General features: G+C 28.8%; 11 protein-coding genes. 2 read left to right on the top strand and 9 right to left on the bottom strand.

The window, feature by feature from the left end:
* Window positions 1-41: 41 nt before the first annotated feature.
* From cphA to OCU47_RS01020, 6 genes are all read right to left on the bottom strand, one after another.
* Window positions 42-2,654, bottom strand: a complete 2,613-nt coding sequence (gene cphA, locus OCU47_RS01045) for a cyanophycin synthetase (RefSeq protein ID WP_261826749.1) — start codon at window positions 2,652-2,654, stop codon at window positions 42-44.
* Window positions 2,638-3,471, bottom strand: coding sequence for a cyanophycinase (locus OCU47_RS01040; RefSeq protein ID WP_261826748.1), 834 nt, complete (start codon window positions 3,469-3,471; stop codon window positions 2,638-2,640). The genes cphA and OCU47_RS01040 overlap by 17 nt, the downstream gene beginning before the upstream one ends.
* A gap of 246 nt (window positions 3,472-3,717) precedes the next feature.
* Window positions 3,718-5,283, bottom strand: coding sequence for a DUF3794 and LysM peptidoglycan-binding domain-containing protein (locus OCU47_RS01035; RefSeq protein WP_261826747.1), 1,566 nt, complete (start codon window positions 5,281-5,283; stop codon window positions 3,718-3,720).
* Window positions 5,284-5,697: 414 nt separating this feature from the next.
* Entirely contained in the window at window positions 5,698-5,931 is a 234-nt protein-coding gene (locus tag OCU47_RS01030; RefSeq protein ID WP_261826746.1) for a Veg family protein, read from the bottom strand.
* A 123-nt stretch (window positions 5,932-6,054) separates the two neighbouring features.
* On the bottom strand, window positions 6,055-6,921 hold the full coding sequence (gene yabG / locus OCU47_RS01025) for a sporulation peptidase YabG (protein ID WP_261826745.1): 867 nt from the start codon (window positions 6,919-6,921) through the stop codon (window positions 6,055-6,057).
* A 152-nt stretch (window positions 6,922-7,073) separates the two neighbouring features.
* Window positions 7,074-8,069: a CotS family spore coat protein gene (locus tag OCU47_RS01020; protein WP_261826744.1), complete on the bottom strand. Its 996-nt coding sequence runs from the start codon at window positions 8,067-8,069 to the stop codon at window positions 7,074-7,076.
* A gap of 105 nt (window positions 8,070-8,174) precedes the next feature.
* On the opposite strand from OCU47_RS01020, the gene OCU47_RS01015 reads away from it, so the two are divergent.
* Window positions 8,175-9,311, top strand: coding sequence for a glycosyltransferase family 4 protein (locus tag OCU47_RS01015; RefSeq protein ID WP_261826743.1), 1,137 nt, complete (start codon window positions 8,175-8,177; stop codon window positions 9,309-9,311).
* A gap of 68 nt (window positions 9,312-9,379) precedes the next feature.
* Here OCU47_RS01015 and OCU47_RS01010 read toward each other — a convergent pair whose 3' ends face one another.
* The 3 genes from OCU47_RS01010 to OCU47_RS01000 all read right to left on the bottom strand — a co-directional run bounded on the left by OCU47_RS01010 (window position 9,380) and on the right by OCU47_RS01000 (window position 12,234).
* On the bottom strand, window positions 9,380-10,396 hold the full coding sequence (locus tag OCU47_RS01010; protein WP_261826742.1) for a CotS family spore coat protein: 1,017 nt from the start codon (window positions 10,394-10,396) through the stop codon (window positions 9,380-9,382).
* Between the two features lie 90 nt (window positions 10,397-10,486).
* A complete protein-coding gene (locus OCU47_RS01005) occupies window positions 10,487-11,221 on the bottom strand; it encodes a hypothetical protein (RefSeq protein WP_261826741.1) in 735 nt (244 codons plus the stop codon).
* A gap of 11 nt (window positions 11,222-11,232) precedes the next feature.
* Window positions 11,233-12,234 carry a CotS family spore coat protein gene (locus OCU47_RS01000; RefSeq protein WP_261826740.1) on the bottom strand — a complete coding sequence of 334 codons (1,002 nt, stop codon included), beginning with the start codon at window positions 12,232-12,234 and terminating at the stop codon, window positions 11,233-11,235.
* 112 nt (window positions 12,235-12,346) lie between these two features.
* On the opposite strand from OCU47_RS01000, the gene OCU47_RS00995 reads away from it, so the two are divergent.
* Window positions 12,347-13,471 (top strand): glycosyltransferase family 4 protein, encoded by a 1,125-nt coding sequence (locus OCU47_RS00995; protein WP_261826739.1) that lies wholly within the window; start codon window positions 12,347-12,349, stop codon window positions 13,469-13,471.
* Window positions 13,472-13,486 lie beyond the last annotated feature (15 nt).

Below are 13,486 nucleotides of genomic sequence, written 5' to 3'. Positions count from 1 at the left end.
GTTACATGCTTAAGCTTTTGTAAAGTAAAAACATTATTATCTTAGTAAGATTGAGCAACTGCATTTAATCCTTCATCCATTCTTTCTTTTAAATAAGATGACAATTTATCAAAATCTTCATAGAATTCAATTATCAATGTCCCTGGTTTAGAATTATTTATTGCTGCGTCTAATGCATCTAATTCACTTAAAATTATCTTTGGTGACTTAGAATTAGTTTTTGTTACTCCTATTTTCAATAGCTCAGCAACCTCTCCAATTTCTCTACCTCTTCTATCACAATCTTCTTTAATATAAATCTCATCAAAAGCCTTACCACATATTTCTCCTACTTTGGTTATTACTTCGTCACTTCTATCCCCAGGCATACCTATAATTCCTACCATTGATTTATAATTCATACTCTTTAGCCCATCAATTACAGATAAGTAACCATCTATATTGTGTCCATAATCTAAAACAACACTAACACCATCAACATTAAATAAGTTAAACCTTCCCAAATTATCACTTCCATCTCCGTTAAAGTTAGTGATTCCTTTTGCAATCATGCAATAATCTATCTTCATAGCAACCAATGCAGCGCATGCAGCCATAGAATTTTTCACGTTATACTTTAACTTTCCATCGAGTGTTATTGGTATATCTTTAATATCTGCAATTTCATAAATCTTACCGTTATTTCTTACTACTATCTTCTCATTTTTTTCATAGACAACAGGCAGACCTCTCTCTATGTTTCTTTGTATATATTGGTTATTTTCATCTTCTGAAAAATAGATTATTGGTGCCTTTACCCTATCTACAATTGATAAACTCCATTTATCATCTGCATTCATAACCACAAATCCATCTGGTTTTACAGCTTCAAGTACTAAAGCTTTAACCTTACTCAAATCTTCCATAGTGTTAATGCCATCTATACCGAGATGATCTTCTGTTATGTTAGTCAATACAGCTACATCGGCTAAATCATAAGCTAACCCCTGCCTAATAATTCCACCCCTTGCAGTTTCAAGCACAGCTACATCCACATCTTTATTTATTAATATACTTCTCGCTGAACATGCTCCAGTATCATCTCCTATATCTATAGCTTCATCTCCTATAAATATGCCACTAGTAGTAGTCATACCAACATTATATCCCTTAAGAGAATATACATACGAAATCAACCTTGTTGTGGTAGTCTTGCCATTAGTCCCTGTAACAGCTATTAACGGAATATTATCAAAGTTATTTTTATACATCATATCTACTATAGCGCCAGCTACATCTCTAGGCTTTCCTTTACTAGGAAAATGATGCATCCTAATACCTGGTGCAGAATTGACTTCTACAACTACACCATCACTCTTTAAATCAGCTCCTATATCCTTAGTACAGATATCTATTCCACAAACATCTAATCCTAAAGCTTTTGCCACTCTCTCACACATTGCCCTATTTGCTTCACTGATTTTATCTGTACAATCAATTGCCATACCTCCGGTAGATAAGTTTGCGTTTTCTCTAAGATAAAGTTTTTGACCTTCTGGTATTACAGAATTTAATTTTAGATTCTGTTTATCTAAATAATTAATTAATATATCATCAATTTTTATTTTTGTGAGAGATTTTTCATGATCTTCTCCTCTTTTTAAATCCTTATTCAAAATATTAATAAGAGTTTTAACAGTATCCTTTCCATTTCCAATTACATATGGAGGAATTCTATGAGCTACTGCTACAACTTTATAATCAACTACACATACTCTATAATCTTTTCCTTTAACATATTTTTCAATAATGATATCATCACATTTTTTCTTAAGTTCAGAATATGCCTCTACTAACTCTGTTTTATTTTTAATGTTAAGAATAACACCAGTTCCCTTGTTTCCAAATTGAGGTTTTATTACTAGCGGATACCCTATCTTTTCTCCAATTTTTATTAATTCTATAGTATCCACTACTTTATCCCCTTGTGCTACAGGGATAAAATTCTCTCTCAATATTTTTTTTGTAAGTAATTTATCACAAGAAATATCGACCCCTATACATCTAGTGTTATCTCCTAAAGTCGCTGCAAATAGCCTACCTTTTTTCCCATAACCTATTTGATATATACCAGAGTCTCCTAAGTTTAAACTGGGCAATCCTCTTTTTTGTGCAGCTTCTAATATAGCTTTGGTAGACTGACCAACGCTATCATGAAGCAATATATTTTTTAAATATTCAAATCTTTTATTAAAATTAATCTTGTTTTGATTGATTAGTGAATTTATTATATCAATAGCTAAATATGCTGCATTTAGTGCTACTCTTTTATATTTGTACTGAAAAATTATATAATATATATCACCTTGTATTTCTCTTGCTTTTCCATAAGCTACGTCTATACCTAGTTTGTTTTGTATTGCTATAATCATATGTTCACAGACATGAGCTAAATAAGTACCTTCCTTTAATCTTTTCACAAATCCACCATCTTCATCTATTCCACATCTATGAGTTTTTAATTCTGGCAGCATATCAACCAAATGCTTATTAAAGTCGGGTATGTTCTTTGTAGGGGTTTCACAATATCCTTCTAAATCTAAATCTAGCCTTATACACGTTTTATGCGAGTATATGTTCTTGCCCTCAAAGACTTTTTCACTTATTATTTTCATTCTTTTCTTTTGCCTCCTCAAAGTGTACCTTTGCTGTTAAATCAAACATTTTATTTTTAGTTAATACATGAACTTTTACATTATACATGCTTAATATTTCGTCACTAAATTGTTCAGACACGTTGCTATAAGTAATTTCACTACCATCAACAATATAAACTGAACCATTTCCTATTACTTTTAATTTATTTTCTTTATTTACAACTATAGCTGTATCTTCATCTATCCCAATGCCTAATATCTGTGGATTCTGTGCAACAGCAGCTAATAATCTTCCTATTCTGCCACGTTGAGAGAAATGTTGATCAATTATAACCTCATCTATAAGTCCTAACCCTGGTGCCATCTTTATTGTACATTTTCTAGGTGAATCTTCATCCTTGCCACCTATTATCATGGTAGTGCTCATAACAGAAGCCCCAGCTGAAGTTCCTACAAAATAACATTCTCTCTTACTAGCTCGCTTCATCTCATCATATATAGGGGTTCCTCCTAATATACTAGTAATTCTAAGTTGATCTCCTCCAGTAAAAAATATTAAATCTGCAGTTTTAATTAACTCTATATTCTTTTGATCAAATGCATCTAGTCTCTTATCAATATTTAATGTTTTTATATTCGCAACTCCTAGTTCTTTGAATACCTTATTGTATTTCTCTCTAGCCTTTTTAGGTTCCTCGCTAGCTACTGTCGCAACTACTATTTGATCTTTTGACACATCTACTAATGAGACGATAAATTTTAATATTTCCTTATCATGTTCTTTATCTTCTGCGCCTCCAATAATTATTAAACTTGTATCTGGATTCTTTTCCAACAAATCACCCCACAATCTAACTTCTTTTATTTTATCCATATAAAAAAATATTTATTCAAATATTTTTACACATCTTCATTTTTAAACACCTAAATATGTGCAAAAAACTGCAAACAAAAAAATCTGTGCTACTAGAGAGTATTCTCTAAAAGTAACACAGATATTCTTTAATTTAGACATCTTCAAAAATAAACAAGCCATTGTGATAGACATTGTGACTTATTATATATTGCTAAATGCCTTATTTTATGCTATTAATGCTTTTCCTGGTATTATTAATTTATCTCCAACTTCTATATCCTTTTCTTCTTCTAAATCATTAATTTTCATAATGTTATCTACAGTTGTATTGTATAGTTTTGCTAGATCCCAAAGAGTATCTCCTTGTTGTATTGTGTATATAGTAACTGAATGTTTTTTACTAGGAACTTCCCCATCTAATTCTTCTATATCTACAACACAATTCTTCTTTGATTCTCCCCAAGCTCTTACTGCTGTATTAACTACTGCTTTTACAGCTATAGTATTAGCTTCAATTGAAGATTGAATATTATCAATAGAGCACTTTACAACTGCTTTAGCATTAGAATTAGAAGCATCTAAATCCATACTTGTATTGAACGGAATTTCTCCATTTATTCTGTTCATATTCCCAGTTTCATCGACTCTATATATAACCTCTACCTTAACAAATCCTTCAACTTTAATCTTTCCATCCTCTACTTTTTTATCTAGAACTTCAACCTTTCCTTTGCAATTTATAACTTCTACAGGCTTAGAGTCCTTATCTGACATATATAAATTATCCTTAACAATAGATTCTAGCTTTGAAAATCCTAATAAATAAGACAACTCTACTTCTTTTCTTTTAACATCAATTAATGCATCAGTCATATATGCATCATCTAATACCTCTACAGTTAACTTGTCATATACCTTTAAGTTAACTTGTATAGCTCCCTCTAAATCTATTATTCTCTTTTCACCTAAATCATCTTCTTCTAAAGCACATCTCGCTTGGATTAAATTAAAATCATCTAATATAGTCATATTAGAATCCATAGAATCTGCATCTTCTTCTTTGCTTACGAAAATATCTTCCTCAAGAGAGTATAGCTCACCAGAGTTCTTTCCCTTATAAATAATATTAAATTTTACAAAGCAAGAACATATAATTTTTCCATCAGAAATTTTTACATCCTTCTTGTGCAATAATCCAACACATTTTACTATGCTATCTATTTCATTTTTCTCTGACCCTATAGTAATTTTCTCTTTACCTGCCATATCCAAGTTTTTCTCGGCTACTATCTTGTCAAAATTTTCTACCTTTTTCTTCATTTCTATATGGTCATCTGCCTCTATATCTTTTACAACATCTATACTACCTTTATTATAAATCTCATATACTAGATTAACGATTCCTTCTAGCCCAACTTTTCTCTCATTAATTATATTTGCATAAATATGTTCAATATTGCATTCAACTTCACATATCATATTATGTTCCAAGCCAGATATGTCAATATAATTTGCAAATTTATCATTGTAAGTTACTGTGTGTACACCTAATCTTTCTTCTTCCTTTGTTAGATACATAACATCATATTGAATTTCACCTTCTACAAGAAATTTATCATTCAATGTTTCAATATTATTTATTACTGGTTTAGCATCAACAGCTACTACCTTATACACGTCAGGATGTGTATCTGGTATTAAATATTCCCCTTTCACTACATTTTCCCAATTGCCTTCGTTAAATAGTTTTTCAAAACCAATATTTTCCTTTATTATATTAATATTTTCCATAGCTTACCTCCCTATATATATTTCTACTTATATATACTTGGTTAGCTTATTAAATATTCTTATATGTAAAATAAAAAATATATATTTTTTAGGCTTTGATTTTAAATCTAAACGCATTTAATATATTTTTCAACAATTTTTTTGAAAATAATTGTTGACATTTATTTAAGTATGTCGTATTATAGTAATTGGTTATTGACCATATAACCTCTCATAAATTCTCAATACCCTTTTATACCATAGTTGAAAGATGGCAACCCACCGTCTTTCTTTTTTTTGTTTAATTATAATTTAAGTAGAATTAAATCCCTAAAATCATCTGAGCAAACTTCAATGATTTTAGGGATTTATTAATAATGTAAAACATTAATTAGTCTATTGATATAAAAACCTAATGAAAAAACATTAAGTTTATCATGCAAAAACTAACTGTACTGTCTTAGTCAAAACATCTGAATAACTAAATGTTACCGTTCTTTGGGTGTCACTATCTAATCTTACTACAAATATACTAGGGTATGCACTTTCAAGTGTTCCATTATTGACTAATACTTTTCTTCTACCACCATTAGCCTTCAAAGTAACTTTTTCTCCAAGATGTCCCTCTATGTCTTTTCGGATAGAATATAATGTTCTTATTTTTTCCAAAATTAACACCCTCTTTCATTTTATATTATAAATAATATTTCTTCTTTTGTCAAGTAAATATTATATTTTATCACCGCTTTAACACTTTGTCAATGTTAAAAAAATATTAATTTTTCATTAATATCATGTAATATATTGTGATTTAGGGTATCCTTCTCTGTATTTCCCCCTTGTTTGTAATCCACCTATTCCTTTATTCCCTGTTATCGTATTTTCAAGTACTTCAGATATAGATACCACTTTATCAATTCTTGTATACGCTATTTTTTCGCACACAAACACAGGATCCAAACAATGAATCAACACCCTATTAGGAGAACTAGCAAAATTAGCCCCTGCATCTAAAATATTTTCATAGCATGATTGACAAGCACCTGCAAATATAACAAGTTCATCATAACTAGAATTGAAACTTCTAAGTTGTTTTACAGCCTCAATAAAATATTTGGAATTTCTGTAGTTATTGAGATTAAGATAATCTTTAGAATTCCTAAGCAATCCATCGTGACCTGTCAAAACTACTATATCTGGTCTTATTTCTTTTACTATATCTACAACTTTGCTTGACTGTTCACTCTCTGCTATAGCTCTCCCTACAGCATCTAAATTTAATTGCTTATATACTTTCAGACATGCATTTAAGTAATTGTTATCTCCATCAATGTGTAGAATTTTCCCTGGCCTTCCGAAAAATAATTCTTCTTTTTGTTCGATTTTGCCAACCTTAGTAAATCTAGTTCCTATCTCTGCTCGATTAATCATTACTCTCTTTATTGTTTCATTAATTCTAGTATTAAATATTTTATCTTGTTCACCTACATAATCGCTGTCTACCTCTTCTAAATCTTCTGTTTTAGCATCTGCAATTATTCTTATATTTATACCCTTCAATACATAAATAATTTGATTTTCTTCTTCCCTTATATCAATTATTTTAAAAGTAACATCTTTTCCATAAGATTTCCTTACTACTGTATCTCCAATTTTCATAGATTTTCTCCTAAAATTACTCTATTTAATATAATATGATTAGGCTTATAATTTTGTTATTGAATTCCTCCAAAATAGCATTATATATAACTAAATAAAGATACCCCAAATTTACATTTAAGGTATCTTTACTTACACAAATATATATTTTTTTATTCATATATCCTCTTAAATTCATTGATGAATGTTAAGTAGAAGTCCTTCTCTTCAAATATGCTATCAATCTTCTTAAGCATATTTGTTCTCATAGAATTTCCATCATTATAGTAATATCTATTAGCTAATCTCCAAAACCTTTGAGGAAATAATAGAAATGCATATATAACCTTGTATTCACTTTCTTTTATTGGTGAAACTTCATTATATGAATCTAATATAGCTTTAGCATATTCAATATTCCACTCTACCCTTTTCAACACTTTAACAATAAAATTAGCAATATCATAAGCTCTAATCTCTCTCTTGCAATAATCAAAGTCTATTACATATACATTATCATCTTCAGATAAAATTATATTATGATAAGTAAAATCATGGTGACAGAATATCTTATTTTCCTCAGCCTCAGCGCTTAAAATAAAATAGTCTGACTCATTTAAATTCTCATAAGCCTGCTTACCTAGTTCCTTATAAAATTCCATATTCTTTAAGTATTTTAAATCAAAATCACTTTTTATATTTTTCTTTCTACACATGTCTCTCATCTTATCAAAGGACTTAATCCTCTTTTCCATTATCTTAGGCCATCTTCCTATATCTGTTTTTAATGTTGAATTTTCAGGTGGGTCATACCCCTTTGAACATTCGTGTAAATTTGCTAGAGTCTTAGCTGCAATCTTTACATCTTCTATGTTATTGAAATCACATTCCCTACCTGGTATCCATTCAGATAATGTATACAAATCCTCGTTAACTAAAGCAAATGGTTCACCTTCAACATTTAAATCATATTTATCAACATATGGAAATCCATTATTAATTAAATGCTGCTTGGCACCATAAATAAATGCTAATTTTTGTGGTCCATAATTTATCTTTTTTAAGCATTTGTCCCCCTTTTCAGTCTTTATATGATACACTCCTTTTTTAGGCTTCAGATCTAGTATTTTTATATTGAATTGTCTTTCTATTTCAAATTCTCTCATCATAGACTCCCACCTCCTTTATATTTATATGTGGCAGTAAAATTATTTATTAACATTTTTTCACATTAATTAATATAATAAACTATAATCACTGTACGAGGGTTTTCTATGAATATTGCTATAGATGGCAGAGCTGCAAAATGGTATCGTGGAACTGGTATTGGAACTTACACCTATCAATTAATAAATAATATAAATCAAATAGATTTTCTTAATTCCTATACAATTTTTATGCCTGAAAACATAACTTTTGATAAAAAATTAAGAGATAATTTCACTCAAATAAGTGTTAATCAGCAATCTGATTCAAACTTTTGGGAGCAAGTCGAAATACCTAATATATTAACAGACGATAATATAAATATCTATCACGTACCTCAAAATGGTGTTGGTTTGTCAGATAATATTAACTGCAAAAAAATAATTACTCTACACGATATTATTCCATTAAGAATGCCAGAAACATGCTCAGAACGATATCTTAATATCTTTCATGAGGCTATTCCTAAGATGATAAAAAATATTGATGGTATCATAACTGTTTCTGAATTTTCTAAAAATGATATCTGTAAAGAATTTAATTATCCTAAGGAAAAAGTATTTGTAACTTATTTAGCTGCTGAGGATATATATACGCCTTTGAATTTACATCATTGTAAAAATATATTGAATAGCAAATACTCTATTGATTCTGATTATATATTATATGTTGGTGGCTTTAGTCCAAGAAAAAATATACTATCATTAATAGATGCTTTTGCTTTACTTCGTTCAAAATATAAAAAAGATATTAAACTAGTTATAGTAGGCAATAAAGGTATTTCTTATCCTATATATAAGAAAAGAGCTGATGAATTAAATCTATCTTCTGATATAATTTTCCCAGGATTTATTCCAATGTCTGATATGCCTATTTTTTATAATTCAGCTAAACTCTTTGCTTATCCTTCTTCTTATGAAGGTTTTGGATTACCTCCACTAGAAGCTATGGCCTGCGGTACACCAGTTATTGCGTCTACAGAAACTTCTATCCCTGAAATTTTACAAGATAACGCTCTTCTTGTTAATCCTATGGATACTAACTCACTGGCAGAAGGTATGCTTAATATCTTGCAAGATAAATCACTTGCCTCAAACTTAATTACCAAAGGACTTGTACATGCTTCAAGATTCAATTGGAAAAAAACTGCTTATGATACCTTAGAGGCATATAATCATATTGCCTATGATACAAGTAATTACTAACTTTATATGTTATTAAAAATAGAAGGTATAAATTCTAGAATTTATACCTTCTATTTTATATTTATTTGCTATTTAAAGTTTGAATTCCAAAACTGTACTTTTTGCTTTTCCTGTTCTATTTTTGTATCCATCAATGAAATAAATGTTTCTTGAGTCCAATTCTTTCTTTTATAATAATAGTTAATTATTAGTTCAACTATTTCTTTAGGATACCTTAAAAATACTTTTAACAACTTCTTCTCTTCTTCATCTAGTCTATTTATTGCTTCATATTCAGCAATGATAATTTCATACATTTCTTTATCATAGTCTGTACTTTTTATACTTTTCACAATAAACTCTGCAATATCCTTTACTCTATAATCTATGCTACAATAATCAAAATCTATAAAATAAGCTTCTTGATCTTTAATTAATATATTATGATAAGCTAAATCATTATGGCATAAAACTATAGCTTCCATATTTTCATTAATCCTCTTTAAGTTAATTGCTTGTATCATAGAATCACAAATTTTTAGTTCATTTATTATATAATTAACTTCACCTAAAAATCTTGTATCAAATTCATCCTTATACTCATAATTTAATACTTGTAATTTTAATCTCTCTAACTCTGCTATATTACTTGGGCATAGATTAATTACTTGATTATAAGTTTGAAATTGCTTAGAAACTTTATCTTTTATTCCGATTCCAGCCCTGTGTAAATTAGCAATACCTCTGGTGGCTAACTGTAAATCTATTGGATTTTCTACAGAGCATTCTCTTCCTTCTATTAAATTAATTAGCACATAAGATTTTCCCGCATATTCAGCAATATACTTTCCATCTTTAGTTTTTTCAATTTCAAGAATATAATTAAATTTTTTTCTAATATACTCTAAACTCTCATTCAAAAATTCATTAAATTCCTTTGTGTAATTAACTCTTTTTAATATATATTTTTTTTCGCTACTATTAATTATAAATACCTTTCGTAATGGATATAAATCCTCTATTTTTAATCCCCAAATATCAAATAATCTAATATCCAAATCATATTCTGCAAGATACTCCCTGTAAATATATCTTACTTTATTCAAAATTACCACCCTTTACTTATTATTTATAACTAGGATTTTAATTTAGGCATCTTCAAAAAATAAGTAAGTCAGTATATATATTTGAACTTGCTATTTATTTTCAGATGCCTTATTGATATATAGATATAATTTATTCTCATACTGCTGAACTGTCCAAGGCTTTTTATCTTGTCTTTTTTTGTCACATAATTTCATAAATTCCAAAGGATATTCTAGAATTGACTTAATGAAATCTTCGCTACTCTGCTCTAAATCTTCTTGTCTAATAAATTCTTTTATCACTTTATTACAATCAAATTTTATGTTTCTTCTCTTCATTCTAAATAAAAAATTAATCATATCCCATTCCACCATATCTAAAGTTATCTTCTTTAAATTCTTAACATTTATTTTTTTATTAAGAAATAAATTTTCACTACTTCCATCTCCTATGGATAATTCATTTCTATTCATAGATCTTAAAATCAACTCTAGATAACCACAATCATTTTCTGCTTTCTGCAAAGAATATTTTGCTTGTTGAAAAATGCTTGAACAATTTTCTATTAGTGCATTTTCAAACTTATCCGTTGCCCCTCTCTCTCTAATTTCATTAAAATAACGCTCATTTCTCTTTAACTGAACCTTTAATCTTTGAAATCTTTTCCCCAAATTGCTCTCTAGGATTAGTAAATACTCACCATTAACATTTTGAGCCGCTTTATGAAATTCTGATATAATCTTAACTTGCTTTAAAATATCATTTTCATCATAAATAATATTTCCAGACTTCTGAGGAGAATATTCCATATTCAATTCATCAAGCAATTTATAGATTAGCTCCATAATATCAACTCCTATACTTTATAATAACTAAACTCCTCTACAAATTCTTCTCTATCCTTAACATCTTCCCTATATTTCATTAACTTTTCTATAAAAAAGTCTTCTTCCCATGGCTGCATCTCCCAATAATATTGAAGTCCTATCTGCCAATACTGCTGCGGAAATTCAATAAATGCATCCATTATAGGTATATCCTCTTTCACAATCTCCTTGCACTGTCCATAGCTATCCAAAATAATCTTTGTTGTATTCATATCCCACTTTCCATCCTTCATAGTTCTAATCATTAATGAACACAAATCATGAAGATGAGTATCTAATATACAATAATCAAAATCTATAACTGTAATTTGTCCTTTTTCATCAATTAAGATATTATGATGTGCATAGTCATGATGACAAAACCCTAATTTCATAACCTCTTTATTCATGTATTCAATATAATTACTTTTCTCAAGCTTTTCCAAAACCCTGTTTACTCTTGATATTTCTCCCTCTATCATCTCTAAATATAACTTATCAAAATTAGATTTTTTTACTTTCTGATAAATACGTTTCTTAAAATCTAATATTTCTTCAGCTCTTGTAGTAAATATCTCAATCCATCTTCCCCAATATATCCTAGGATTCATATCTTCAGTAATTATAAAACCTTCACTGCAATTATGAAGTTCAGCTAATTTTTTAGATACACATCTTAAATCAAAGGGATTGTCATAGTTACTTAGTCTTGAATATATCCACGGAATTAGATAAGCATAACAATCACCAAATTCTATATAATCTTTATGTTCTTTAGTTTGTACAAACCTTGGCACACTTTTAAATTCATTTCTTTGCAAATGATTCATTGCCTCTAATATGAAATTTAAGTGTTTTCTCTCATATCTAATTATTTTTAATACAAAAACGCCTTCATCCGTAACTATCTTATATATGTTTTTTAATTTATCATAATTAATTACTTTTAAATCATATTGTTCTTCTATTACATCCTTTACCTTCAATATCATAGGCCTCCATAAATAATCACTATATAGTATATGATTTTTTTCATATTAAGTTCACTATTGTATTTATTTTGAATATTAATAATATATAAATCGTTTATAAGGAGTGAATTAAATGAAAATATCAATTGATGCTAGAAGTATCAATTGGGCCAAAGGCACTGGAATAGGAACATATACTTACAACATAATACAAGAACTAGGAAAAATTAATAGTGCTAATGAGTATCTGCTTTTTTGGACTCAAAATGATTATAATAGTATATCAAAAGAAATATTTAGAACAGTGATGACCTCAAATAAACATAGCCGGTTCTTTGATAATATATATATACCTAAATATATTGCAAAAAATAATATTGATTTATATCATATTCCTCAAAATGGAATGGGACTTAATTCACAAATACAGTGCAAAAAAATAGTAACCATTCATGACCTAATTCCATATGTGATGCCAGAAACAGTTGGAAGTGGATATCTAAAAAAATTTTTGGAAAGCATGCCAGAGATTATAGGTTTATGTGATGGAATTATTACTGTTTCTGAATATTCTAAGTCTGATATATTAAAATTCTTTCCTTCCTTTGATAAGGATAAGATTTTTGTAACACCTTTAGCTACTAATGAAAATTATCATGTTTTAGATAGATACAAGTGCAAGAAATATGTACAAAATAAATTTGATTTTAGCACTGATTACATCTTATATATTGGTGGCTTTAGCGCTAGAAAAAATGTTAAGCATTTAATATATTCCTTTAAAAAATCTTTATCTAGCCTGAATAAAGAAATAAAACTAGTATTAGTAGGTGCATTAAGAGATGAAGGAGAGGCATTAAAAAAATATACCTCTTATCTGCATCTAGATGATCATGTAATATTTACTGGCTATGTGAATGATGATATGTTACCTATATTATACAATGGATGTGATGCTTTTATATACCCTTCTCTTTATGAAGGATTTGGTCTCCCACCTTTAGAAGCCATGAGCTGCGGAGCCCCTGTTATAACGTCAAATACAACTTCTATACCTGAGGTAATATCTGACTGTGGCATGCTAATTAATCCACATTCAAGAGATTCATTAGCTAAAGCTATCGTAAAGCTAATGAATGATCCACAATTAAGATTAAAATTAAGTATATTAGGCTTGAAACATAGTGAGTCCTTTTCTTGGAGTAACACTGCCATGAATACCATAAAAGCATATAATGCCGTGTTAAATGAAGTATAATGAAAAATGAGTATA

The organism is Clostridium sp. TW13 (assembly GCF_024345225.1).
In the GTDB taxonomy this organism is placed as follows: domain Bacteria; phylum Bacillota; class Clostridia; order Clostridiales; family Clostridiaceae; genus Inconstantimicrobium; species Inconstantimicrobium mannanitabidum.
Note: the sequence above shows the minus strand (reverse complement) of the source record. Positions and strands in the feature narration are given on the sequence as shown.

Bases quoted from the DNA above. Each gene is read 5' to 3' on its own strand.
- OCU47_RS01035 (WP_261826747.1), bottom strand. From the start codon at position 5,283: ATGGAAAATATTAATATAATAAAGGAAAATATTGGTTTTGAAAAACTA.
- OCU47_RS01000 (WP_261826740.1), bottom strand. From the start codon at position 12,234: ATGATATTGAAGGTAAAGGATGTAATAGAAGAACAATATGATTTAAAA.
- cphA (WP_261826749.1), bottom strand. From the start codon at position 2,654: ATGAAAATAATAAGTGAAAAAGTCTTTGAGGGCAAGAACATATACTCG.
- OCU47_RS01005 (WP_261826741.1), bottom strand. From the start codon at position 11,221: ATGGAGCTAATCTATAAATTGCTTGATGAATTGAATATGGAATATTCT.
- OCU47_RS00995 (WP_261826739.1), top strand. From the start codon at position 12,347: ATGAAAATATCAATTGATGCTAGAAGTATCAATTGGGCCAAAGGCACT.
- yabG (WP_261826745.1), bottom strand. From the start codon at position 6,921: ATGAAAATTGGAGATACAGTAGTAAGGAAATCTTATGGAAAAGATGTT.
- OCU47_RS01020 (WP_261826744.1), bottom strand. From the start codon at position 8,069: ATGATGAGAGAATTTGAAATAGAAAGACAATTCAATATAAAAATACTA.
- OCU47_RS01015 (WP_261826743.1), top strand. From the start codon at position 8,175: ATGAATATTGCTATAGATGGCAGAGCTGCAAAATGGTATCGTGGAACT.